This is a genomic window from Nostoc sp. (genome assembly GCF_036917395.1).
Lineage (GTDB): Bacteria > Cyanobacteriota > Cyanobacteriia > Cyanobacteriales > Nostocaceae > Nostoc.
Genome location: NZ_JBALDI010000004.1, coordinates 220,135 through 246,862, shown reverse-complemented (window position 1 = coordinate 246,862; position 26,728 = coordinate 220,135). Strand labels below are relative to the sequence as shown.

The following is a 26,728-nucleotide window of genomic DNA, read 5'->3' as shown; positions in this document are numbered from 1 at the left end:
AAGTTAACATATTGTCGGGACAATTCATGAATTGCTCCTACACAAACCTTGCTAAATCCCAGTATTTTTTGATTTACAACAGTTTGGTAAACCCCGCTTGCTTAAAATAACGGTCAGTTGTAAAGGCTTGAGTAATCCCTTCCTATGTCATCACTGCAAAGCTAATACAGTCAGTTAGCCCCCAATCTTTATCAGGACGCTGGCTGTATAACATCTAACCTTCATCTAGCAATTTTTGGTCGAAAGGGATGATTTGCAGACTTTCAAGACTTACGCATTGTACATAAGTACTACACGCAATTTGGGTATAAAGCCATAATTAGTAGCCAGCGATCGCTTTCTAGGCCAATAAATTAAAGTTATGCGAAGCGCCTGAAACTATAAAATTTCATGATGCACATTATGGTTAATTTGTACAGTGCGTAAGTCCTATGATTGACAAAAGGCACTTTATCTTAACCTCTCACCGATGGATTTTTTCGTGCCAAATTTTGATTGCCCCAACATCATTTATGGGCAAGTTGGTAAATCAATAAAACACGCTCTGCAATATTTCTTTACAACGTGTCCTGTTTTGCGCGTATCCCGGCTGAACCCCTTTAAGAGGATGTTTGAAAAGTCCTCTTGTCGATATCAAAAGTTCTAATTATCTCTAAATCCCCCTTAAAAAGCGAAACTTTGATTCCGGTTCCTCCCTTAAAAAGGGAGGTATAGGAAATATAAAAGTGCCTAAAGTTATAGCAAAACACTTTTCAAACAACCTCTAAATACTCTACTGAGAGAAATAAATCAGTAGAGTATTTTTATAGGAGCCTGATGTCTGCTCTCTAATTTTCACGCAACAATTTTGGAAGCCGCTGATCTGGGCTTAACTAGGATTTGAAGAGTTAACTTGACTTGAATTTTGGGAATTATTATAGGAACCGCAAAAATCCATTGTAAAACAACATTCAGGCAAGTAATAGTGTCTAAATTAATTGTTCGTATCCCAGAGTACAGTATTACCAGTTTAATTTATGAAGCTACTGCCACAGTAATTTATCGAGCATACTGCAAAGTTAACGGAGACTCAGTTGTGATCAAACTGCTCAAAGCAGAGTATCCTACTGTCAAAGAGATTGCTCAGATCAAGCACGAATACGAAATTATCCAAAACCTGAATATTGTAGGTGTAATCAAAACCCATAAATTAATCAATTACGACAATGGGTATAGTAATGGTCTAGCAATGGTTTTAGAAGATTTTGGCGGAAAATCCTTAAAAGATCAGATATCTACTACAGGGTTTGAACTCAGAAAATTTCTCAACATTGCCGTTCAAATTACTGAAACATTAGGAGAGTTACATAGTCACCACATTATTCATAAGGATGTTAAGCCTGAAAACATTCTTTATAACCCCAATAGCGAAAAAATAAAACTGATTGACTTTAGCATTGCTTCGCTGCTGTCAAAAGAAAGCCCAGAAATCACTAGCCTCAACCTCCTAGAAGGAACGCTGGCTTATATGTCGCCAGAGCAAACTGGACGCATCAACCGAACCTTAGATTATCGTACAGATTTTTACTCATTAGGCGTGAGTTTTTACGAAATGCTAACGGGTCGGCTCCCGTTCCAGAATGTTCAAGATCCAATGGAGTTGGTGCATTGTCACATTGCGAAAATTCCAATGGCTCCTAAGGAGATCAATCCTAATATACCACTGGGAATCTGTGCGATCGCCATGAAACTCCTGAGCAAAAATGCTGAAGATCGCTACCAAAGCGCTTACGGGTTAAAGGCTGACCTAGAGAAAGCAATGCTTCAACTGGAAACAAAAGGAAGGATTGACCTTTTTAGCTTAGGTGAGCAGGATTTTTCGCATCAACTTCAAATAGCTCAAAAACTTTATGGTCGGGAAGTAGAAGTGGCGGCTCTTATGGCTGCCTTCGATAAAGTTAGCCTTGGTTCGAGTGAAGTTGTGTTAGTAGGAGGATACTCAGGTATCGGCAAATCCTCACTAGTTAACGAAGTTCATAAACCTATTGTGCGGCAACGAGGTTACTTCATCGGTGGCAAATTTGACCAACTCAAGCGAGATATTCCTTATGCTTCTTTGATTCAGGCATTTCGAGAATTGATGCGACAACTGTTAACTGAAAGCCAAGTCAGAGTTGAGGTTTGGAAAAATAAATTGCTACAAGCATTGGGAGTTAACGGCCAGGTCATTATTGATGTTATCCCAGAAGTAGAACTGATTATCGGGCAGCAAGCGCCTGTACCGCAGTTGGGTGTTACTGAGTCTCAAAACCGTTTTAATCGGGTATTTAAGCAATTTATCCATGCCTTTACTGCTGCGGATCATCCCTTAGTACTGTTTTTAGATGACCTGCAATGGGCAGATGCTGCCTCTTTGAAGCTGGTCGAGAATTTGATGACTGACTTAGAAACCCAGTATTTATTGATGATTGGGGCTTACCGAGATAACGAAGTTAGTCCTACCCATCCGTTGATACTAATGCTAGAGGCCATTCGAGTATCTGGGGCAACGGTTGAAGAACTGCTCTTGAAGCCATTAGCAGCACCTCATATTACTCAACTGCTTACTGACACATTCAATTGCGAATCATCTCAGGCAGAACCTTTAGCTGATTTGCTACTTCAAAAAAGCCAAGGTAATCCCTTTTTCTTGACTCAGTTATTAAAAGTATTGCATCAAGACAATCTTTTAACATTTAATTACCATTTAGGTTTATGGCAGTGGGATCTTAACAAAATTGAATCACAAGCCATTACCGATAATGTGGTCGATTTAATGGTGAATAAAATTCAGAGACTGTCAGAACCAACCCAGCAAGTTTTACAATTAGCTGCTTGTGTTGGTAATCGTTTTAATTTAGAAGTTATAGCAGTAGTAAACGAAAAATCTGCATCAGCAACAGCAGCTGATTTATGGTCAGCTTTACAGGAGGGATTAATTCTTCCCTTGAGCGATACTTATAAAATTCCTCAGTTGTTGAATCAGTCGGAATTGGCAAGATACTGTGATAATGCGGTACAAATTGACTATAAGTTCTTGCACGATCGCGTTCAGCAAGCTGCCTATTCTTTAATTCCAATCGGTCAGCAACAACAAGTACACCTGAAGGTTGGAAAATTACTATTACATAATACTGAAAAAAGTCAGTTAGAGGAGCATCTATTCGAGATTGTCAACCATCTAAATGCTGGAGAATCATTGATTATTGAACCAGCAGAAAGATACGAAATGGCGGAATTAAATCTGAAATTAGGTCAACGAGCGAAATCATCTTCGGCGTTTGTAACTGCCCTAAAATTATTGAAGATAGGGATAAAGTATTTACATAAAAATAGTTGGCAAGATAAATATTTACTGACATTAAAATTATATTTACAATCTGGAGAAGCAGAATTTTTAAATGGAAGATACGAGCAAGCTTTACTGATTTTTGAGCAGACTTTCAGCCAGGTTATAAATACTCTTGATATGTGCCGTGTAAATGAATATCGGATTATGTGTTATCGCATGGAGAATGACTTAAACTCCGCTTATGAAATTGGGTTAAACACCTTGAAGCTTTTAGGTTTTGAGTTTACAGCTTATCCTGATGATGCATATCTGTTGGAAAAACTTAATCAAACAAAGGAAGTTATCGGCGATCGCTCAACTTTTAGTCTAGCAGAACTACCACAAATGCAAGACGAAGAGAAGTTAATGGCTCAACGCATTTTAAAAGAAGTTTGGCCTATTGCTTACTTTTTAGGATCTAAAGCGTTGCACGTTACATCAATGAATCTGACTCAACTTTCGGTTCAGTATGGCAACTCACCGATTTCGGTATTTGGCTATATGCTATATTCCTTCAATTTAGTATTTCAATATGGTGAGGTAGATTCAGGTTATGAGTTTGGGCAGCTTTCTCTCCAACTCCATGAAATTATGAGAACGAAGGAATTAGAAGCAAACATTTTGAATATGTGGGGAGGTTTAATCTGTCATTATAAAGACCATATTAGCCAGGGAAAACCTTATTTGTTAAAAGGATTTAATAGCGGTTTAGAAACAGGTTCTTACCAATGGTCTGGTTATTGTTCAGTTAATTTGTTATGGCAATCTTTATTTGGGAATGAATCTTTAGAAAAAACCGCAGAAGTAGCCGAAGATTTTATTCCTACCCTCCGCAAGATTGACAAAAATATGTTGAACTATCATCTGCTGGCTATGGAAGCGATCGCTAACCTAACTAAGCCAGCAGGCAAGATTGACGAGCTTGTTGGAACTTGGGCAGATGAACAACAAGTGCTAGAGTTTGCGTTGGCATCTTCGGATATGTTGAGTGCATTTGTAGTTTACATCTATAAACTTGCTCTCTGTAACTGGTATGGAGAGTATACCAAAGCTGTTGAGTATGCAGAAAATGCAGAAAAATTTGTTGGGGGAGCACGAGGAATTTTTATTAATCCTGTTTTCTACTTTCACCACAGTATTGCTTTGGCTAAAGCTTATGCTGAGGTAGATACAACAACTCAAGCCATTTATCTGCATAAACTAAATGTCAACCTGGAAAAATTCCAGCAATGGGCAATGCACTGCCCAACCAATTATCAACACAAGTTCCTGCTGATTCAAGCTGAAATTGCCAGAATTTGTCAACAAGATTATCAGGCAATGGAGTTGTATGACAAGGCGATCGTCTCTGCTGCCGAAAACGGTTATTTACAAAATGAAGCCTTAGCAAACGAACTCGCATTTCGATTTTACTTGGCCAAGGACAGAAAAAACCTTGCCAAAGTTTATCTTACAGAAGCCCGCTATCGCTATTTGAAGTGGGAAGCGATGGGTAAAGTCCAACAACTAGACGAACAATATTCTCAATTTTTTACAGATACAGCAGCAGAAGCAACTCTTCGGGGCACTGCTACAAACTCAATCAGAGATACTTCTGAAGCTAAAACCCAAATTCTAGATTTAAGCACAGCAATTAAAGCATCACAAGCACTGTCGAGTGAGATGGAGCTAAATCGGCTGCTGGAGAAGATGATGACGATCGCGATCGAGAATGCTGGTGCTCAAATGGGTTATCTACTTATTAAACGGGAGAACCAATGGCTGATTGAAGCTGAGGGAAGCGTTGATCGAGACCAAGTTACAGTGCAATCATCCAGCCTGGTTCAAGTAAAGCATAAACTACCAGTTTTGCTGATTAACTATGTTGAAAGAACAAAAGAAAATTTGGTTTTAGACGATGCTAGCCACACAGAGCGTTTTGCCAGTGACAACTATATTGTTGTCAATCAACCCAAATCAGTTTTGTGTTCGCCTTTCGCTCATCAGGGTAAGCTAACCGGAGTTCTTTACTTGGAAAATAACCTTACAACCGGAGCCTTTACCGCAGAGCGACTAGAGGTACTCAACTTATTGACTTCGCAAGTTTCTATCTCAATAGAAAATGCTCGGCTCTACACAAATTTGCACATATACTCCCAAGAGTTAGAGATTTCGGAAACACAAGCGCGTCAGAAAGCAAAGGAGCTAGAGCAGACGCTTGATGAATTGAAGTTCACCCAGTCCCAGATGGTGCAAAGCGAAAAAATGTCTAGCCTGGGGCAGTTGGTAGCAGGCGTTGCTCACGAAATCAATAACCCAGTCAGCTTTATCTACGGCAACCTTACTTACGTCAATAATTATATCAAAGACTTGATGAGTGTAGTACAACTTTATCAGCAGCAAAACCAGAATTTACCACCTAAAGTTCAGAATGAAATAGATGCTGTTGACTTAGATTTTTTGATGGAAGACTTACCTAAGCTGTTGGCTTCAATGAAAGTGGGAACTGATCGTATTCGTCAAATTGTATTATCTTTACGAAACTTTTCCCGCCTAGACGAATCTGAAGTCAAAGCCGTTGATATCCATGAGGGCATTGATAGCACCTTAATGATTTTGCAAAGTCGGCTTAAACCCCAACCAGACTCTCCGGGAATTCAGGTAATACAGGAGTACGGCAACCTGCCACCCGTAGAGTGCTACCCTGGGCAACTGAATCAGGTATTTATGAACCTGATCGCTAATTCCATTGACTCTTTGGAAGAATTTAACAAACATCGGACTGATGCAGAGAGAATACGTCGCCCAGGTATTATTACAATTCGTACTACTGTTGAGGGTGATCTTGGTGTCATTCGTATTGCTGACAACGGTTCTGGGATCTCTGAAAATATCCGTCAGCAACTCTTCACCCCCTTTTTTACTACAAAACCTGTCGGTAAAGGAACTGGTTTAGGGCTATCTATTAGTTACCAGATTGTAACTAATAAGCATCAAGGACAGTTAGAATGTGTATCGGTTTTAGGACAAGGGGCTGAATTTATTATCTCTATCCCCCTTCAAGCAAGACTAAAAGCAAGAAGTGTCTAATCTTTACCGCCACTGATTGCAATTACAAATTACGAATTAGTAATTAGGGGTTCAGCCGGGATACGCCCAAAACAGGACACGTTGTAAAGAAATATTGCAGAGCTAGGACTAGCCCTTTCAAGGTGACTCGAAAAATCTCGTTTTTTCTCTCTGCGCTACGGGCAGTTTGCTCAAGTCGGGAAACCCGCCCACGCAACTGCCCTCCTCTATGCCTCTGTGGTTTAAAAGTAATTTATCTAACCACAGAGACGCAGAGAACACAGAGGTAAGAAGTTAAAAAGAGGTTTTTTGACTAACATTTTTACCCACCTTGAAAGGGCTACTGGCTGAGGTGTGTGGTTTTCTTCGACAAACACAGATTATAACTGACTGCCCCTCATGCCCTTCAATTGGTTCGTTAGGATGAACCACACCGTTTTGGAATGTGCCTTTGACTGACAGCATAGCTTTTTCTTGCTTTTACATAAATCATGATAGAGTACCATTCTGGTTAAGAATATTGCCACACAATCTTTGTTGAGCAAGTTTAGTTAGGATATTGTAACCTGGGCAATAGCGACTCTCTATTGATGTGACGCCAGGTATCGCTTTTTCACATCCATGACAACAACCATCGACGTTCTCAGTCACCTTAACCCTAGCCAACGTCAAGCTGTCGAACATTACTGCGGGCCGTTGCTAGTTGTTGCTGGCGCAGGTTCCGGTAAAACACGAGCGCTGACTTATCGCATTGCGAATCTGATTCTGAAACACCGCGTTGATCCAGAAAATATCCTGGCGGTTACTTTTACCAACAAAGCCGCACGGGAGATGAAAGACCGGATTCAACGGCTGTTTGCGGAACAACTGGCAATGAAGGAACACGGTCAGCGTTTTGATTTATTGACGGAATATCAACAAACACAATTGCGATCGCAAGTTTACAAAAACACGATCAAAGACTTATGGTGTGGCACTTTCCACAGTCTATTTTCTCGCATTCTCCGCTTTGATATTGAAAAATATGTAGACGAGAAAGGACGCCGTTGGAATCGCAATTTCTCTATCTTTGATGAATCAGATGTGATGACTCTGATTAAAGAAATCGTCAACAAACAGTTAAATTTAGACGATAAGAAGTTTGACGCCCGCTCTGTCCGCTACGCTATTAGTAATGCTAAAAACCAAGGTTTATCACCCCAAGAATTTGAGCAAGAACAACCCAATTATCGCGGACGAGTGATTGCCCAAGTTTACAATTTATATCAAGATAAGTTAGCAGAAAACAACGCTCTCGACTTTGATGATCTAATTCTCGTACCTACCAGATTATTTCAGCAAAATGAGCAAGTATTGGGTTACTGGCATCGGAAGTTTCGCCATATACTCGTAGATGAATATCAAGATACCAACCGCACTCAGTATCAACTCATCCACTTATTAGTTACTAATGGCGAAACCAGAAAGAGCGAATGGGAATGGCAAAATCGCTCAGTTTTCGTTGTCGGCGATGCAGATCAATCAATTTACAGCTTTCGGATGGCAGATTTCACTATCTTGCTGGGATTTCAGGAAGACTTTGGGGATGGTTTGGTAGATGATGACACCCGGACGATGGTTAAGCTGGAGGAAAACTATCGTTCTTGTGAAAACATTCTGCAAGCGGCTAACGAACTGATTGAAAATAACACCCAACGGATTGATAAAATCCTCAAACCGACACGGGGGCCGGGTGAGCAGATTACTTGTTACAAAGCCGATGAAGAACTTGCAGAAGCCGCATTTGTAATCAATCAAATTCGGACTTTAGAACAGCAAAATCCAGAATTAAGCTGGGGTAGTTTTGCCATACTTTATCGGACAAACGCCCAATCTCGCCCCTTTGAAGAATTGTTGGTGAAATATCAAATTCCTTATACAGTTGTGGGGGGAATGAGATTTTACGATCGCAAAGAAATTAAAGATGTCATTGCTTATTTAAGAGCGATCGCTAACCCATCTGATACAGTCAGTTTATTACGAGTCATTAATACTCCCCGGCGGGGAGTTGGCAAAACCACTATTGATGCTTTGGTGAATGCCTCCCAACAATTAGGGACAACTTTATGGGAAATACTCAGTGATGAAACATCAGTTAATACATTAGCTGGACGGGCGACAAAAGCTGTAAATAACTTTGCCGCAATGATTAGCCGTTGGCAAGGACAAATCGGCACGCTTCCGGTAACTGAGGTTTTGCAAGGAATACTAGAAGACTCTGGTTACGTCCAAGACTTGATGAGTCAAGGCACAGATGAAGCCACAGACCGGGTACAAAACGTCCAAGAACTTTACAACGCTGCACTGCAATTTCAAGAAGAAAACGAAGAGGTTTCCCTTCAAGACTTTCTGAGTAGTGCCGCCCTCAGTTCCGATTTGGATAACTTAAAAGAAGCACAGACAGCCGTTTCTTTGATGACTTTGCACGCTTCCAAAGGGCTAGAATTTCCCGTAGTATTTTTGGTGGGATTAGAACAAGGGCTATTTCCTGGCTACCGATCGCTGGGCGATCCCGCATCTTTGGAAGAGGAACGCCGCTTGTGTTATGTGGGGATTACTCGCGCCCAAGAGCGGTTATTTTTATCACACGCGCGTGAACGTCGTTTATATGGTTCTCGTGAACCCGCGATGCGATCGCAATTTCTCGACGAATTACCAGAAGAATTATTATCTACCAAACACCTGAGTCGTCAAAGTTATACCAAAAGTGCTTCTACTCCTAATGGGAAACAAGACGCAACCCAGAATTGGCAAGTGGGCGATAGAGTATCACATAAAACTTTTGGGCTTGGTGAAATCACTCATGTTTTCGGAACGGGTAATAAGATGTCTGTAGCAATTAAATTTTCCAGCTTGGGACAAAAAATTGTTGACCCAAGAGTAGCACAGTTGCAACGAGTAGAATGATACAATCGCAGAACTCCGACTTATCAAATAAAGCGGGGTTCTTGTTTTTTATATTTGAATTTCTTCAAAGTGTTCAACAGTAGGAAATGGCTCATAAAAATGGTGCAGAAGTTTTTTCCACTCTTGAAAATCAGCAGAATTTCTAAATCCAACAGTATGAGATTCTAAAGTTTCCCATCTGACAAGTAATAAGTATTTACCTTTAACTTCTATGCATCTATGCAATTCATGGGATAAATATCCGTCCATAGAGGAAATAATTTTAGAAGCTTTTTTGAAAGTAGCTTCAAAATCAGATTCTAGACCAGGTTTAACATGAAGCGTAACTGCCTCAAGAATCATACAATTTATCCTAAAAATTAGACTGAAACTATGGTAAGACGGCGGCGCTTACTTCACTAACTCAAAAATAATTCTTAAGGATATACGCAATAGCAGCACAAAACTCTTCATTTTTCCCATTGTGATCTGGTTGACAGAAAGCCTGGATTAATCTTTGTTGGTCATCCTTTGTAAGTTCCTCAAAACCTTCCAAGATACCTTCTATGGCATCACTACGCATTTTTTTTAGCTTATCAATATTCAGGTCGAGCTTATCAATTGTTGTGTCAGCCGCAGATTTTTTATCTAGAACTTCTGTTGAGAGAATTTGTCCATCTTCTGTATATCTAAAGAACTCAGCACAGTTTATATATAGAGGCGAAACCATGAGGTTTTCGTCATGCCATTCATCTTTCTTGCTTCCACAGTGCAGAGGTTCTTTACGTTCTCTTTCTCTTTGGCATGAAGCTAACAGATTTGTATATTCTAGTGCTAAGTTGTGATGAGTTTTTCTAGGCTTTAGATGTTCGATATGGCTAATATCCTTGGTAATACGCCTTCCGCAATAGCAACATATAAAACCTTGCTCTTGCAACAAAGAATCATGTACATCGGTTTTTTGTGGTTTGCTGAAGTTTTCCCAACTTGGTTGCCAATCCTCATTTACTAAGTTTTTCCAAACGGTAAAACTTTCTGGCTCCTCACTTTTTTTGATATATTTCACCGCTTCAAAATCTCTTTGCGTCGAATAGATACACTTGCTTTTACTAATTCCGGTTCATCTTGTCCAATAATGTTAGCAATTTCTTGAGATAATTGCCTAGCACTATCAAGATTACCTTCATCAATAAGTCTAAATAACTCATGTAAACGATCTTTAATTTCTTGTGGACGTGCTGGAACACCCATTAAGTCTTCTAGTATTCGATTGCTATCTCTCCCAAAGGAACTTTCTGGTCTTTTAGCAACAACACCTTCGTCTATTTTTTCTAGAATGTAAATTCCTTCCGGCTTGACTTGGCTAATTACTTGAGGCGAATGGGTGGTGACAATAAATTGGCAATTGGGGAATGTTCTTGTCAAAGCTGGAATAATTTCCCGTTGCCATTTGGGGTGTAAATGTAGTTCAATTTCATCAATTAAAACAACACCTTCACCTTCGAGCGGTTCTGTTAAACCTGGGTTGGCGATCGCTAATCGTCTTGCTAAATCCCCCACCATTGCCAGCAAGCATTTCTCCCCATCAGATAGCTGATTGACTATAAGTTCCTCACCTTGTTTTATTACAGTCATTCTTAAAGGAGAACGACGAACTCGTAACTTTGAAAAACTAGGTATCAATGAAGATATAGCTTGTCTAACTGCTTCTAACTGTGAATCTTGGTAAGCACGATTGTCTCGTAGTAACTCACTCTCTAAATCTTCTCGGTTTCTAAACCATTGGAAAAAAATCGCAAAGTCATTTCGGCTGCCTGTAAGCGCTTTTTCATAAGCATCTATTTGCTTAAACTGAGTTTTATTTGGAATCTCTAGTCTAATATCAAGAACTGCACGATTGACGGGATAGTACACTGCTAGAGGTAGGTTGTATTGAGGCTCATTTTGCCAATGACGCCAAATTGCATTAGCAGCAGACCTGATCATTTCATGCATTGAATCTTGAGATACTCCATTACGACTTCGAGATATTTCCCAATAGTCTTCTCCTCCACCTAATAAAATCGTAATATTTAGTATTGTTAATATGTCTTTATTAGAAATATCTAGTTCACTAAATGCTCGTACTTCATCTTTTGGAGAAACACCTCCAATCCACTCCATAAAACGGGAAAGTAAGAGGGAAAGAGCATCAAGGATGCTAGACTTACCTACACCGTTGATACCAATAAGCACAATAGGTTCAGTTACATCGAAATCAAGCGTCAAATCACCGATTCCACGGAAGGATTGCATTGTCAAGCGCTTGACTTTCATAATAATTACGTTGATTTCAACTGAATAATGCCTTTATCAAAAACGCGATTATCAGTAGCGATCGCACTTACTTCTATTCTATCTTTATACACCTCATAAGAGGCAAAACTTAAATCACTGGTGGAATACTCTGTCCACTCGGAACGTCCTACAGGACGATTACCTGCACCTGCACCACAAATTAAATAAGTTGTACCATCAATAGCACGAGTGCGTTCATAACTATGTTCGTGGCCATTGATGTAAAGTTGAACACCGTATTTTTGAAATAGAGGAGTGAAAGTTTTAATAAAACCTGGATTATTCCCATACTGACCCGATGAATAAATCGGATGATGTCCAAACACCACTTTCCAAGGAGCATTACTAAGACTTAATTCTTTTTCTAACCAATTTAACTGGTTTTTCCAATCAGCATTAATATTAGTATCTAAAGCGAAAAATTGTACTTGATTCCGTTTAAATGTATAGTAACGTCCCTTCATATTAAAGTCGGCATACTTGACTTGTGGATCTCCATTAGCAGTACGAATATCGTGATTACCTAAACAAGCCTGAAATTTCACATCTTGCTTGAGTAAAACTTTGTAGGGACGCTCAAAAACTTCGCCAATTTTCTCAATTTCGCCGTTATTGTAAATGTTGTCTCCAGCTAAAACTACTAAATCATAAGGATTTTTCTTGTGATACGCATTCATTGCCCCAGCCACAGCATACTGTCCTTTAGCCCCAGTCCCCGTATCCGCAACAGACACAAAACGTAATAACAAGTCTTTTTTGGGTGGGTTAGCGGCTATGGCTGTTGTTGAATCGGTAATACCAGCACTTTGATTATTTTGATTAGCTAACATCCAGCCTAAAAATCCTGCACCAATGGCGCTGAGGCTACTTAAAAATAAAAATTGACGGCGTTTCAGGTTCATATATTCACCAAATTTAATAAATAGTCAGTTCAGCAGAAACAATGAGCAATGAAGTGATACATTAAGGCAAAAGAAGGCAGCACCAGTAATAATGTACGTTGTTTGTCTTTGATTCGCTGCTTTTGGTGAAAGTTCCATGTCACAAGACAATCAGTCAAAACCGACGGATGAGCAGGTAACTCAACCTCCCCAAAAACCTTATCAGATAGTTCAGCCATTTTGGAAGGCTAAAATTATCCAACTTCTCCAAGGGACGATTGGGGTTTTAGAAGTAACGGTTGAAAAACTGGAGACTGCACCCCCACCTGGTACTGAGGAAACACCCAGTTTTTTCCAGCAGCTTCAGTTGCGATGGGGTGGACTGTTAAGGACAATCCGCTTGTTTTTACCATCAAATTTGTCAACAAAGTTATCAGATACAGCTTTGACGGGAATTGTTACTGCAATTGCTGTAATTCTCGTTTGGACAACGGCGACTGTCTTTACTGGTAAACCTACTGAAATAGCAACAGTTCCACCGGTTGAGGAGGTTCCTGCACCAACACCAACGATAACTACTCCCCCGGAGTCAGTCGCACCAGAACCACAGCCGCCACAGCCACCAGAGGAAATTACGCCGCCGCCAGAAGTACAAACTCCGCCACTACCAACGCCAGAAGCGGAACCAGAACCAATTCCCACACCAACTCGCACACAAACCATAGAATTGACACCAGAACAAGCCTTGATTGCGGCTATTGAAAATCAGGTAGCTGAAACTAGCGATCGCATTGCCTCTGGTCTGATAAAGTCAATTCAAGCCAACTTTCGCACCAGCAATCTGACTGTCAAAATTAGTAACGATTGGTACACTCTCAAAGAATCTCAGCAGGATAAACTAGCTGCAAAGATATTACAACGCTCTCAAGAACTTGATTTTACCCATTTAGAAATTATCGACTCCCAAGATAGGCTGATAGCGCGTAACCCAGTTGTTGGTACTGAGATAGTGATTTTTAAACGGCAAACAACAAGTTAAAATAATTCGTAATCTAAACACTTTATTAGGATGTTTAACTCAAGTATTTATGTTAGACAATGTTTCTCTATTAATCCAAGCTTGTAAAAATTTAAACATCACTTATGAAATTATTTATCCTGCTGAAAACTTAGTCAAAATAAAATTGAATAGTAAACAGCATTATTTTTGTAACTATAGCACTCCGTTAATTAATCAAGCATTAGCATATCTGATAAAAGACAAAGAATACACTTACCATATTTTAAATAAAAAAGTTAAACTTCCTCGGACAGTAGGTTTTCTTTCTCCTTTTTGTGACACCAAGTATAAGATTTACTTAAAATTCTCAACTATTCAAGATATTGTATTAGAGATTAAGGAAAATTTTAAAACACCTGTGATTGTTAAAAGGAATTCTGGTGCTAGGGGACATAATGTTTTTTTATGTCAGAATCAACATGAAATTACAACTGCTTTAAAAGAGATTTTTAATATCAATTCTAATAAGTATGATTACGTCGCTCTTGCTCAAGAGTTTATTGACATTCAATCTGAATATAGAGCAGTTTTCTTAAAAAAAGAGTTAGTTTTGCTTTATGAAAAAGATATAAGTAATGCAAAATTTGTGGGTAATCTCAGTCCTCTGCATTGGGATGGTGCGAAAGCCAAGTATATCAATGATCCACAAATATTGTCAGAGATTGCTAATTTCGCCAGACCAATTTTTGAAGAATTAGACCTTGATTATGCTGGTTTAGATATTGTATTAGATCGAAATAACCAATATTGGTTGATTGAAATCAATTCTCACCCAAATTATAGTATTTTCACTAGAGACAATGGCGAGGAGCCTGTATTGAAAATTTTTGAGAAAATGCTAATTAGCCTAGCCTCAAAATAAAAAAATCGGTACTTCGGTTATCCAATTCATGACTCTGCATAAATTAGTTGCATCTATGACAATAATATTTGCTCCTACTTTTGCGATCGCACCAGCATGGTTAAACTGTGGTGTAATATACACATCGCATCCAGCTATTAATTGCTTCTATAACCTAATAATTGGTACTTGCACCCTTTCTTGCAGGGTGCTGATGTGATTTGGCGGATGAATACGCACACCAACAACACCATTATTTACAGCAGCTTATGCTAGCGGCTTCGGCGGCGAGGAGAGCATCGCGCAGTCCTATTGTGCCCCTACACCTGGCAATATAATGTTTTACCTCATCTGAATGGGAACCGCTATAAGCATTTTCAATCATTAATGGTAAGAGGGGGCTGAGTGCAAGGGAAAAAGTTTGTTTTGATTATGTAATAACCAACAGTTTAAAACGGTAATACAGCATTATGCATCGGACAAGTAGCACATCGGGTGGATGGAATCAGTCAGAGGGTTTAATTTTTCTAGAACAAACTCCAGCGCCTTTGGTGTTGATTACAGCTGCTGATACCGACATTCAAACTTTGGCAGCTGCGGTGACAAAATTACCTGCAAGCTTTCCGGCATTAAGAGTCGCCAACCTGTTGCAATTGCAGCAACAATTAAGTGTAGATACTTATGGAGAGCAAGTTTTAGAACTTGCCCAAGTAATTATTTTGCGCCTGTTAGGAGGACGTTCCTACTGGGGTTATGGCTTAGAAGTAGTGCAGGAAATTGTACAACGTAATGGTAGATCCCTGATTGTAATGCCAGGGGATGACGCTTTTGATCCCGATTTAATCTCCCTGTCTACCGTGCCTTTGGGTGTTGTTAACCAGGTATGGCAGTATTTTAGCGAAGGCGGCGTAGAAAATTTCGTTAATGCTCTCCAATTTATCTCTGACACTTGCCTATTAACTGCATACAATCCCCCGCTACCCCGGCCAATTCCGCGTGTGGGATTGTATGAATGGGGAGTGGGGAGTGGGGAGTGGGGAGTGGGGGAGCAGAGCGGCAGGGGAGCAGAGGGGCAGGGGAGCAGGGGAGAGTTAGAACTCCGTTCATCCACCTCGGAACTCCGTTCATCCACCTTTGAACTGGATGAATCCACCTTGGAACTCCGTTCATCCACCTTTGAACCGGATGAATCCACCTCAGAACTCCGTTCATCCACCTTTGAACCGGATGAATCCACCTCAGAACTCCGTTCATCCACCTTTGAACTGGATGAATCCACCTTAGAAGCTCAAGGGTTCCAATACTCAATGCCCCATGCCCCATGCTCCATGCCCAAAATTGGCATTCTTTTCTACCGTGCCCATTATTTAGCGGGAAATACTAAGGTAATCGATGCTTTATGCGAAGCCTTGGTACAGAAAAATTTACAACCAGTGCCAGTGTTTGTTTCCTCGTTGCGTGAACCAGATGTTCAGGCTGAGTTGAGTGAATTTTTCCAACCCAAAGAAGCCGAATCAATAGCTGTACTGCTAAATACCACCAGTTTTTCTCTAGCAAGGTTGGAAACCGAAACACCCCAAATTGAACTATGGGAAAAATTAAATGTACCTGTGTTGCAGGTAATCCTTAGTGGCGGCTCAATTGAGCAGTGGGAGTCACAGTTTCAAGGGCTTTCTCCCCGCGATATTGGGATGAATGTAGCGCTACCAGAAGTAGATGGGCGGATTATTACTCGTGCTGTGTCTTTTAAAGAAGTGCAAACTCGTAATCCCCATCTAGAGACAGATGTGGTAATTTATGAACCAGTGAGCGATCGCGTCGAGTTCGTTGCTAAACTAGCAGCAAATTGGGCGCGTCTGCGTGACAAACCCCCTCAAGAACGGCGAATTGCCCTAATTCTGGCAAACTACCCCAACCGGAATGGACGTCTCGCTAATGGTGTGGGACTGGACACCCCAGCTAGTTGTGTAGAAATCCTGCAAGCTTTACATCTGGCTGGGTATGAAGTAGAAAATCCACCTGCTCAAGGAGATGAGTTGATTCAACGGTTGACAGATGGCATAACAAATGATCCGGAAGGTCGAGAATGGCGTCCGGTACACCAAAGTGTCTCTTGGGAAGAATATCAAGAATATTTCGCTTCTTTGCCGCCAGCAGTCCAGCAGGGTATTAGTGATCGTTGGGGTGTGGGAGAGCAGGGGAGCAATCAAGAATTCTTCCCCTCTGCCCCTGTGCCCCCCTGCCCCTCTGCCTCTTTCCCCGTTCCTGGAATTCAACTCGGCAACGTTTTCGTGGGAATTCAGCCACCAAGGGGTTATGATAATGACCCCAGCTTGAATTATCATGCGCCGGATTTAGAACCAACCCATGCTTATTTAGCTTTCTATTATTGGGTTAGAGAATGTTTTGGTGCTGATGCTGTGGTTCATGTGGGCAAACACGGAAATCTAGAATGGCTACCCGGTAAAAGTGTGGCTTTATCGAGTAATTGTTATCCAGAAGTAGCTTTCGGCGCACTTCCCCACCTGTACCCGTTTATTGTGAATGACCCTGGTGAAGGTTCCCAAGCCAAACGTCGCGCTCAAGCGGTGATTATAGATCACTTAACGCCGCCGATGACTCGTGCAGAACTCTACGGTTCTTTGCAACAATTAGAAAATTTAATTGATGAATATTATGAAGCGGACAGTTTAGATCCTTCGCGTTTGCCAGTGATTCGCGATCGCATCCGCGAACTGGTGATCAAAGAAAATCTCCATCTAGATTTAGGAATCCAAAATGAAACAGAAATTTTTAATTCTGAATCTCTAGTTTTTAATTCTATTGGTGGCTATCTTTGTGAATTGAAAGAAGCTCAAATCCGCGATGGGTTGCACATTTTTGGGCAATGTCCCGAAGGACGCCAGCTACGAGATTTAATAGTAGCGATCGCTCGCATACCCAATCGCTATTCTTCAGGTATTACCCGTGCCATAGCCCAAAATTGGGGTCTAGATTTCGATCCCCTCACAGCAGATTTGTCAATGACTAGTGGTGAATACTCAATAGTCAATGGCACAGAATGCCGTACCCTCGGTGATATCGTCGAAGTCCTAGAAGAACACGCCGCCCATTTAGTAGAAAAACTAATAAATCAGGACTCTTGTACAGACGCGATTCATCGCGTCTCTCCCCCCAGCACAGACGCGATTCATCGCGTCTCTCCCCCCAGCACAGACGCGATGAATCGCGTCTCTACCTGGATACGCGATCGCCTACTTCCAGCTTTACAACAAACCCACCAAGAAATTACCCATTTATTACACGGACTCGATGGCGGATATGTCCCCAGTGCCCCATCTGGCGCACCCACGCGCGGCCGCCCAGAAGTTCTACCAACAGGGAGAAACTTTTATTCTGTCGATATTCGCGCCATTCCCACAGAGACAGCTTGGGATATCGGTAGAAAAGCCGCTGAAACCCTCGTAGAATATTACACTCAAGAGCATGGAGAATATCCCAAAACACTAGGTTTATCAATGTGGGGCACAGCCACCATGAGAACTGGCGGTGATGACATTGCCGAAGCCTTGGCTTTACTTGGAGTCCAACCTGTGTGGGATGGTGCAGCACGGCGAGTAGTAGATTTTGAAATTTTGCCCCTGGCAATTTTGGGGCGTCCCCGGGTAGATGTCACCTTGCGAATTTCGGGATTCTTCCGGGATGCTTTTCCCAACTTAATTGACTTATTCGATCAAGCAGTGTCAGCAGTAGCAGACTTGGATGAACCGCCAGAACAAAATCCCCTAGCGGATGCAGTTCGCCAAGAAACTGATTTGTGGACAAAACAAGGATTAACTTTAGAAGCAGCAGTGGTGCGATCGCGCTATCGCATCTTTGGTTCTCGTCCAGGTGCTTACGGCGCCGGACTTCAAGGTTTAATCGAATCGCAAAACTGGACAGATGACCAAGATTTAGCCCGCGCCTACATCAACTGGAGTTCTTACGCCTACTCTTCGGGAAACGGAGCAGAGGAGCAGGGGAGCAGGGGAGCAGGGGGAGCAGGAGAGGATAAAATCTCCAATCCCGAATCCCCAATACCCAATCCCGAAGCCTTCAAGCAACGTTTGGCGCAAATGCAAGTTGTGCTGCACAATCAAGACAACCGTGAACACGACCTACTCGATTCTGATGATTATTACCAATTTCAGGGTGGCTTAACAGCGGCGGTGCGTTCTCTACAGGGAAAAAATCCTCAAACCTATTTTGGTGATAATTCCATACCTGCCCAACCACGAGTCCGCCAACTGAAAGAAGAAATCGCACGAGTGTATCGTTCTCGCGTTGTTAATCCTAAGTGGATTGCGGGAGTCATGCGCCACGGTTACAAAGGTGCGTTTGAAATGGCAGCGACGGTGGATTATCTGTTTGCCTACGATGCAACAGCTAAATGTGTTGAAGATTATATGTATCAAGGCATAGTAGAAGCTTACTTGCTCGATCCAGTTGTCTCAGAATTTATTCAGCAAAAGAACCCTTATGCACTACGTGATATTGCTGAAAGATTATTAGAAGCACACAAGCGCAATTTGTGGGAAAATGTAAATATAGGAACATTAGAAGCTTTGAGGAACCTAGTACATCAAGCTGAAGCAGTTATCGAAGAAAAATCAATGGTGTAGGAAATCAATATGGAGAATCTTGCGTATTTGCACTTAGCTTTCGCCTACGAAGACAGCACACCCAGTGAATTAGTCTTCCTCAGCTCTTTGTTTAACAAAGCAGCTGCACCAGACTGGAAACGGCTTTCTGGTAGGGCTTGGAAGTATATGTTGCCCCTTGCTCTGTCTTTGTCCATTCTTGGCGCTCTCAGCAGCGTCATGGCACTGGAAAGAGGCGATCAAGGCCCTTCTGTCAGAAATATACAACAACAGTTGAAACGAGCAGGCTTTTATCAAGCTCCAGTTACCAAAGTATATGACGTATCTACACAAGAAGCTGTGCGGCGCTTCCAGAAGGCCGCTGGTTTACCAGTGGACGGCATTGTTGGAGGAAGCACCCTGCAAAAATTAGAAAACTGGCAAGCCAAAAAATCTAGTTCTACGACTTTACTAGCCAAAAAGCCCAGCACTACTAGTTCAGCTAGTTCAGCAACTAGCCAGCGTCGCAATCCCAACTACCTTGCCAAGGGGGATGAAGGTGAAGATGTCAGGGTTTTGCAAGAACGCTTAAGAATCGCAGGCTTTTATTACGGAAACGCCACAGGGATATTTGGTCCAATTACCGAAGAAGCTGTCCAGCGCTTCCAAGATTCTTACAAATTAAGCGTTGATGGGATTGTTGGCCCAGCAACATTACGTAAATTGCCGGGAATTGGCATTGGTGATGGAGAAGAGGCTCCCAAAAAGGTAGTCAACCGAGATAAACTCCGTGTAGGCGATCGCGGTGAGCCAGTTAGAATTGTTCAAGAACAATTGATCCAGGCAGGATATTTAGAGGGAGAGCCAAATGGCTACTATGGCCCCTACACTGCAAATGCTGTAAAGAGATTTCAGACAGCTAATCACTTGGCAGCAAGTGGCGTTGCTGGCCCAACTACCCGATCTAAGTTATATAGCTCAGTTAATACTGCTAGCAAAAGCGAGTTTGATACCCTGGAAATCCAAACGCGACTACGGGAGCGGGGTTTTTATAAAGGCAAGCTGAACGGTGTGATGGCAGATGACACCAAAAAAGCGATTAAACAAGCCCAAGAGTTCTATGGCATCAGTCTCAAGGATGTTAAGAGCGGACGCTTTTAGCATCCGCTTTGGCGTTGTTAGTATCAGTCCTCAACTGGTTGCTTGCCTCCAGTAATAGCAAATTACGAACTGCTCAAAATTCCACTTATTTGGTTAATTTGAGTAGTTTCGTCTTGTTATCCACCCAAGTAGCTAAAGCGGCATCAGTGCCCGTTGGCACTTAGGACACACTGCATGGATGGTCATTTGACAGTCAAGCAGGTGAAAACCTTCTTTTTGAGCGGTTTTCGCCCCAATTTTTAAAATTGAGTCGTTTTTAAACTCAATAGTTGAGTTGCACCGGACACAGATTAGGTGATGGTGGTGATGGGGATAGGGCTGGTTGATCTCATAATGCTTATGTCCCTCGCCCAGTTCTAGTTCCCGTAAAATTCCCATCCTTGCCATCAACTTCAAAGTCCGATAAATAGTTGACAGACTGATCCCTTCACCATCAGTTTCTAGCCGATGATAAAGATCCTCGGCACTCAGATGTTCACCTTGCGGAAGTTCTTGAAAAATGTGTAAAATTGTTTCGCGCTGGGGAGTTAAACGCCAACCTCGGTCGTTCAATTCTGCCTTGAGTGAAGTAGTCGTGTAGACAGTCATACTAATATTTCTCAACAAAGCCTGTTAGTTGAGAATATAACAAATATTTGGAGTGATTTGCAACAATCATTCTCTATTGATAATTATTACTAAATATTTAAGAAATATTCATTAAATCTTGATCAAAATTCAAGTAATAAACTGTAGTGCATTTAATTTGCATACAGTTAATAGTTAGCATACTTGTAACGATTGCATCACTTGACTTTGAATTTTGAATGAGTGAGTTTTGAATTGCTTAGTTGATCCCCACCTTCAAGATATCTGAGCAAAGGTCTGGGGAAACTCTTGTACAATTAAATGCAAATTATTTGCTACAAGTCTCTAAGCTCGACTTTATTCATTTTTTGACAACGCTCAAGCTGAGGCTGAAACCTTTGTGGGACGCTAGTTTTACTTTTTCGATTTCACCGATAATCAGTGACATGGAAAAAATTGTTGCCGGTTCAAGAGAACCAAGTTTTTAATTTAAGAGGCTTTTAATCTGGGATCAAATCAGTCCTTTATCCCTAGTACAGCGGGCGCATAAATCCACCTACCATCTCAATTAACAAGACTTGGGGCTTAACAAGGGGCAAAATTCCTTGTTAAAGGTAGCCAACCTGACGCCACAGTGTACTAGTCATTTGTCAAGTGCAGTTTTTTAATGACAAATGACTAATCACAAATGACTAAGTTAGAGACTCCAAATAGTCGCGGATGAGGTTGCGTCGCTTGGGTTGACGTAGCTTTTGCAAAGCCTTGGATTCTATTTGTCGGACTCGTTCCCGCGATAAGTCAAGAGCGCGGCCAATTTCTGCTAAAGAATAAGGATGACCATCTGCCAAACCAAACCGCATCAAAATTACATCGCGCTCACGGCTAGTCAAATCTGACAGAAGATGATGCAAGTCTCTTTGTAAAGATTCTCGCATTAACATCTCTTCTGGGGTTACACTGTCAGTTTCGAGTAATTCGCCTAACTCAGTGTCTTTATCCTTGCCTACTTTGGTTTCTAAAGAAACGGAGCGAGGCACCCGCAACAAAACTTCTCGGACTTGGGTCGGTGTCATCTCTAACTCAGTAGCTAAATCTTCTAGAGTTGGGGTGCGACCTTTTTCTTGAGCAATTTTGCGTTGGGCCTTTTTGATTTTGTTTAACTTTTCGGTAATATGGACAGGGAGGCGGATGGTGCGACTAGAAGTTGCGATCGCTCGGGTAATTCCCTGACGAATCCACCAGTAGGCATAGGTACTGAAGCGGTAACCCTTAGTTGGGTCAAATTTTTCTACAGCCCGCTCCAAACCCAGTGTGCCTTCTTGGACTAAATCCAATAATTCCAAACCGCGATTTTGATACTTCTTAGCAACAGACACAACTAGGCGAAGATTAGCCTTAATCATGTGCTCTTTTGCTTGGAGTCCTTGGGACTGAATTTGCTCCAATTCTTCTACTGTCAACTTGGCGATTTCCGCCCAGCGACGTTTGCCATCTGCCAAAGTCGGTCTGAGATCTGATAGAATTATGCCAGCAGTGGCAGCCCATCTTTCTAAAGACGGGCGATGTCCTAGTTCCGAGGTCAGACGCTCCTGAACTTCAACCAACTTCTGATAGGGCGTAATAACTTCATCCCCTTGCTTGGCAGCGTTAGCAAGCACTATCCGCATCCGCAAGTAGCGCTGGACTTTTTGAGCTTCTGAAACCTCTTCATCGCGCCCTAACAACCGAACCCGACCAATTTCCTGAAGATATAGACGTACTAAGTCTGTACTCCGACGGTTAGTATTAGCAGCAAAGTTAGCATGGTCAACAGAAGCTATCTCCAGTTCCTGTAAATCATCTACCGATAACTCACTCTCATCAACCGTGAGATCCGAGTCCAAAGTCTGGGGGGACTTTTTGGTATTGTAGGGGGCATCTGCATAAAAAGATGTTGCTGGCATAAAGATTGTCTCAATGGCTCCAGGTAACAATAGAGTACGGTCAGCTTAGATTACGGTCAGCTATTCAACTGTTGCTATTGTTCCCGTGATTTACGATGAACTAACACGGTTGAAGGTTCCATTACAATTTTTTTAGAAATTAACTGGAATGGTTTTATTGGATACAGTATTACTGAACTTAATCGGCTGCTAAACTTTTGATTGAACCAATAGCTATTCAAATCCGCAGCTAGGTTTTCAATATTTAAACTACTTAGTTAACATTTCAACCTTGAAGGTTACTGGTAGTAAATTTTATAATAGGGTATAAAATACTTCAGTAAATATCATGTTTATAATTGGCATAGTCACATTTACATGGCTATAAAAGTAATATCCTGACGATTTACCAATTTTTTCTCAGGATAATTAAGGTATAAGTATAACTAATAGATATCAGCGAAGTGATTAGTATTAACGGCAAAAATTATATTGACACAGAGAGAGTGAGACACAGAGAAAATTCCGGCGCTCGGAACTTTGAAAGACGCGGAGAATGAAAATTTCACCATGTCAGTTTTAACCGATGAATTTCAACTTGACAGACTACTAGTACAGTGGGCGCATATAATCCAGCTACCATCTCAATTAACTAGACAACAAAGGGCAAAATCCCTTGTTAAAGGTAGACAGACTTCCGCACCCGCTGCACTAGTAGTTGTACTCTGGCTTTATATCTCGCAGCATCAGTTCATCAAGCGCTTGTCGGGGTGTGACTTCACCCTGAAGTAACCGATAAACTTGCTCGGTAATCGGGACAGGAATGTTTTGTTGCTTGGCTCGTTGCATTAAAACCTGACAAGTGTTTACTCCTTCAGCAGTTCCTTGTAAATTTGCCAGAATTTCAGTGAGTGACTTACCACCAGCTAGCTGATAGCCAACTTGGTAATTACGACTTAAGGGACTATTGCAGGTTGCTAACAAATCTCCTAGACCCGATAAACCATAAAATGTTTCCGTCTTTGCACCCCAGTCGTTACCAATGCGAACCATTTCTGTAAGTCCACGGGTGACTAAAGCAGCTTTGGCATTGGTTCCCAGTTGTAAACCGTCGCATACACCAGCTGCGATCGCAATCACATTTTTCAGTGTTCCCCCCAGTTCCACGCCCAAGGGATCGGGATTGGTATATACCCGGAAACGTTGAGAAGAAAATACTAACTGCACTACTTGAGCAGCCGTGGGAATATTACTGGCTACCACCGTTGCTGCTGGTAATTCTAGTTGAATTTCTTTAGATAAATTAGGCCCAGACAGGACAACCACTGCATGGTTAGGGAATACTGTTTGCCAAATTTGCGACGGCGTACAGGTGGTTTGAGGGTCTAAACCTTTCGTCGCTGTGACAAAAATTGTCTCTGGAGAAAGGGGGAAAGACTGAACTTGGGAAGCAACATCCCTCACACCAATCATCGAGATAGCGGACAGGACTATTTGGACATCTTTTAAAACTGCTTGGATTTGGGAACCTTGACGCGACCAGACGCGCACCCTATGACCATTCGCTGCGGCGAGATTTGCCAGAGATGCACCCCAAGCACCCGCACCAAGAATTGCTACAGATTTTGGATTAGTCATTAATCAAGAGTCTCCCCATCACCGCATCCTCTTAGCTCACCAATCTAAAATCTAAAATCTAAAATTGGCTGCGGGGATAACGTTCCATTAATTCCCGGACTTTCCCTGCATGATATGAGCTTCTTGTCAAGGGTGAAGAAACAACTTGTAAAAATCCGATTTCTTCGCCGAATGCCTTCCAAGCAGCAAATTGTTCTGGGTGGATAAATTCATTTATCTGCAAGTGTTTTTGACTGGGTTGGAGGTATTGCCCGATTGTCAAAATGTCGCAATCTACAGTTCGCAAGTCTTGCATGACTTGGCGAATTTCGGCATCAGTTTCACCGAGTCCAACCATGATCCCGGATTTAGTGTATGTGCTAGGAGAAAGTTGACGAGTGCGTTGCAATAATTCTAATGTGCGATCGTAGTTTCCTTGGGGACGCACCCGGCGATACAGGCGTGGAACAGTTTCCGTATTGTGGTTTAATACCTCTGGCGCAGCTTGTAGAATCAACTCTAAGGCATTCCAATTACCGCACAAGTCAGGAATTAGCACCTCAATTGTGGTGTTGGGTGAAACAGAGCGAACCGCATTAATACACCCCACAAACTGAGATGCACCACCATCAAGCAAGTCATCTCGGTTTACAGAAGTGATTACCACATGATTAAGTTTCATGCGGTGAACAGCTGACGCTAGTCGTGCAGGTTCCGTGGGGTCTAATGGTTTGGGTTTTTTCTCAAAATCAATATCGCAGTAGGGACAAGCGCGTGTACAAGCCGGACCCATAATCAAAAACGTGGCAGTCCCGGCGTTGAAGCATTCACCAATATTCGGACAGGACGCTTCCTCACAAACTGTATTGAGGGCTAAATCCCGCAAAATGTCTTTAACGTTACCGATGCGCTCACGTCCAGGTGCTTTCACCCGCAACCAGTCTGGTTTTACAGTCACAATCCGCTTTTACCACTAGAGTTATACAAATTTAATCGTAGCAAGCAAAGCCTTAGATAAAGTGATCATATATAGATGTAATTCTGTCATTTGGCACAGGTTGTGATATTCTTAATTGATAATGCCATTTCTATGGCGGGATGTGGCGCAGCTTGGTAGCGCACTTCGTTCGGGACGAAGGGGCCGCTGGTTCGAATCCAGTCATCCCGATTCTTTATGTCGAATAACTAATTATTTGTCGTCGTTAACAGATTAATGTCGTTATTAACGAATTGTTTGTCGTATTAACAAATTAGTGTCGTTGATTGACTTCTGACATCCGTTAACAAATTACTGTCGGCGACTTTCTTTATTGATGTGGACTTTATCCACTACATTTCTAATATACTCACAAATCTCAGAAGAATCCCGAACGAAGTGCGCCTTTCAACCCTCTCATTGAAAAATATGTCTAAGTCGTATCTACTTTCAACCCACCCCTAGCCGGGATGGTTGTTGAAACCTAAAGCCTATACGACGACCGCATCTTACAGCTTCTTTCAACCCACCCCTAGCCGGGATGGTTGTTGAAACGAAAGTGCGATCGCAACATATTCATCAATATTCCCCTTTCAACCCACCCCTAGCCGGGATGGTTGTTGAAACGATAGTGCATAGTAGCCTGTTCACGTGTTATCGCTCAACTTTCAACCCACCCCTAGCCGGGATGGTTGTTGAAACTTTGAACAGCAGCAGCGGCTACTTCTTCTGGATCTTTCAACCCACCCCTAGCCGGGATGGTTGTTGAAACTTTTAAAACTTGCTGTGATTCAAAGCAGCACCGATCCCTTTCAACCCACCCCTAGCCGGGATGGTTGTTGAAACCGTAATTCTGATAGCGTGGCTGCGGCCAGTTAATTCTTTCAACCCACCCCTAGCCGGGATGGTTGTTGAAACCTTAAGCTTAATTGGTCTGACATTAGCTTGAAACTTTCAACCCACCCCTAGCCGGGATGGTTGTTGAAACTCATGAGGCTCTGGTGCAGGTAGGTGAAGTTGTTGGACTTTCAACCCACCCCTAGCCGGGATGGTTGTTGAAACCCCATCTGATTTTTGGATGATGTATTTATTAAATACTTTCAACCCACCCCTAGCCGGGATGGTTGTTGAAACTCTTTATTGCGATCGCGGTATCCGACAACTTCGCCCTTTCAACCCACCCCTAGCCGGGATGGTTGTTGAAACTCTACCCGTCTAGAACCCTTGCTATAAAAGCTTTCCATACACATAATTTGGCAGGTCTGCTTAAAAAAGTCTCGAACTGAAAATTAAAAAACTAAATGCATTGACATGCTAGTTTATTAAGTCAAGACTGGATAAGGATTTTAAAGTTTTGGCGGGACTCCAGGGATTTTGCCCCCACTTCGACACGCCAAAAAAAATATTGGGAGGGTTCCCCCGACG

General features: G+C 42.0%; 14 protein-coding genes, 1 tRNA gene, 1 pseudogene and 1 CRISPR repeat array. Of the genes and pseudogenes, 7 read left to right on the top strand and 9 right to left on the bottom strand.

Annotated features, from left to right (window positions below):
* Positions 1-964 precede the first annotated feature (964 nt).
* Complete coding sequence (locus V7K46_RS03395) at positions 965-6,418, top strand: trifunctional serine/threonine-protein kinase/ATP-binding protein/sensor histidine kinase (RefSeq protein WP_335111045.1); 5,454 nt, start codon at positions 965-967, stop codon at positions 6,416-6,418.
* Positions 6,419-7,018: 600 nt separating this feature from the next.
* Positions 7,019-9,343, top strand: a complete 2,325-nt coding sequence (gene pcrA / locus V7K46_RS03390) for a DNA helicase PcrA (protein WP_335111043.1) — start codon at positions 7,019-7,021, stop codon at positions 9,341-9,343.
* A 48-nt stretch (positions 9,344-9,391) separates the two neighbouring features.
* On the opposite strand, the gene V7K46_RS03385 is transcribed toward pcrA, so the two are convergent.
* The 4 genes from V7K46_RS03385 to V7K46_RS03370 form a co-directional block, all read right to left on the bottom strand.
* On the bottom strand, positions 9,392-9,685 hold the full coding sequence (locus tag V7K46_RS03385) for an antibiotic biosynthesis monooxygenase family protein (protein WP_335111041.1): 294 nt from the start codon (positions 9,683-9,685) through the stop codon (positions 9,392-9,394).
* Between the two features lie 61 nt (positions 9,686-9,746).
* Positions 9,747-10,388, bottom strand: a complete 642-nt coding sequence (locus tag V7K46_RS03380) for a retron system putative HNH endonuclease (RefSeq protein ID WP_335111039.1) — start codon at positions 10,386-10,388, stop codon at positions 9,747-9,749.
* Positions 10,385-11,638 (bottom strand): AAA family ATPase, encoded by a 1,254-nt coding sequence (locus V7K46_RS03375; protein WP_335111037.1) that lies wholly within the window; start codon positions 11,636-11,638, stop codon positions 10,385-10,387. The genes V7K46_RS03380 and V7K46_RS03375 overlap by 4 nt, the downstream gene beginning before the upstream one ends.
* A 5-nt stretch (positions 11,639-11,643) precedes the next feature.
* Positions 11,644-12,561, bottom strand: a complete 918-nt coding sequence (locus V7K46_RS03370) for a metallophosphoesterase family protein (protein ID WP_335111035.1) — start codon at positions 12,559-12,561, stop codon at positions 11,644-11,646.
* A gap of 136 nt (positions 12,562-12,697) precedes the next feature.
* On the opposite strand from V7K46_RS03370, the gene V7K46_RS03365 reads away from it, so the two are divergent.
* Positions 12,698-13,579, top strand: a complete 882-nt coding sequence (locus V7K46_RS03365) for a hypothetical protein (RefSeq protein WP_335111033.1) — start codon at positions 12,698-12,700, stop codon at positions 13,577-13,579.
* Between the two features lie 49 nt (positions 13,580-13,628).
* A complete protein-coding gene (locus tag V7K46_RS03360) occupies positions 13,629-14,462 on the top strand; it encodes an ATP-grasp domain-containing protein (RefSeq protein ID WP_335111031.1) in 834 nt (277 codons plus the stop codon).
* A gap of 45 nt (positions 14,463-14,507) precedes the next feature.
* Here V7K46_RS03360 and V7K46_RS03355 read toward each other — a convergent pair.
* Positions 14,508-14,681: pseudogene (locus tag V7K46_RS03355) on the bottom strand (acetylmannosamine-6-phosphate 2-epimerase); the annotation flags it as partial.
* A 230-nt stretch (positions 14,682-14,911) separates the two neighbouring features.
* Between V7K46_RS03355 and cobN the strand changes: the two are divergent.
* Positions 14,912-19,102 (top strand): cobaltochelatase subunit CobN, encoded by a 4,191-nt coding sequence (cobN, locus tag V7K46_RS03350; protein ID WP_335111029.1) that lies wholly within the window; start codon positions 14,912-14,914, stop codon positions 19,100-19,102.
* Between the two features lie 9 nt (positions 19,103-19,111).
* On the top strand, positions 19,112-20,221 hold the full coding sequence (locus tag V7K46_RS03345) for a peptidoglycan-binding domain-containing protein (protein ID WP_335111027.1): 1,110 nt from the start codon (positions 19,112-19,114) through the stop codon (positions 20,219-20,221).
* A gap of 132 nt (positions 20,222-20,353) precedes the next feature.
* Here V7K46_RS03345 and V7K46_RS03340 read toward each other — a convergent pair whose 3' ends face one another.
* The 4 genes from V7K46_RS03340 to lipA all read right to left on the bottom strand — a co-directional run bounded on the left by V7K46_RS03340 (position 20,354) and on the right by lipA (position 25,285).
* The gene (locus V7K46_RS03340; protein ID WP_104906331.1) at positions 20,354-20,809 is read right to left on the bottom strand and encodes a Fur family transcriptional regulator; all 456 of its coding nucleotides are present in this window, start codon (positions 20,807-20,809) and stop codon (positions 20,354-20,356) included.
* Between the two features lie 671 nt (positions 20,810-21,480).
* Positions 21,481-22,731 (bottom strand): RNA polymerase sigma factor SigC, encoded by a 1,251-nt coding sequence (sigC, locus tag V7K46_RS03335; protein ID WP_335111025.1) that lies wholly within the window; start codon positions 22,729-22,731, stop codon positions 21,481-21,483.
* A 690-nt stretch (positions 22,732-23,421) separates the two neighbouring features.
* Positions 23,422-24,348 (bottom strand): NAD(P)H-dependent glycerol-3-phosphate dehydrogenase, encoded by a 927-nt coding sequence (locus tag V7K46_RS03330; RefSeq protein ID WP_335111023.1) that lies wholly within the window; start codon positions 24,346-24,348, stop codon positions 23,422-23,424.
* A gap of 58 nt (positions 24,349-24,406) precedes the next feature.
* A complete protein-coding gene (gene lipA, locus V7K46_RS03325) occupies positions 24,407-25,285 on the bottom strand; it encodes a lipoyl synthase (RefSeq protein WP_335111021.1) in 879 nt (292 codons plus the stop codon).
* 136 nt (positions 25,286-25,421) lie between these two features.
* Between lipA and V7K46_RS03320 the strand changes: the two genes are divergently transcribed.
* Positions 25,422-25,495: transfer RNA gene (locus V7K46_RS03320), tRNA-Pro, on the top strand.
* A gap of 255 nt (positions 25,496-25,750) precedes the next feature.
* Positions 25,751-26,509: direct repeats of the CRISPR family, unit length 37 nt; unit sequence CTTTCAACCCACCCCTAGCCGGGATGGTTGTTGAAAC.
* Between the last annotated feature and the right edge of the window lie 219 nt (positions 26,510-26,728).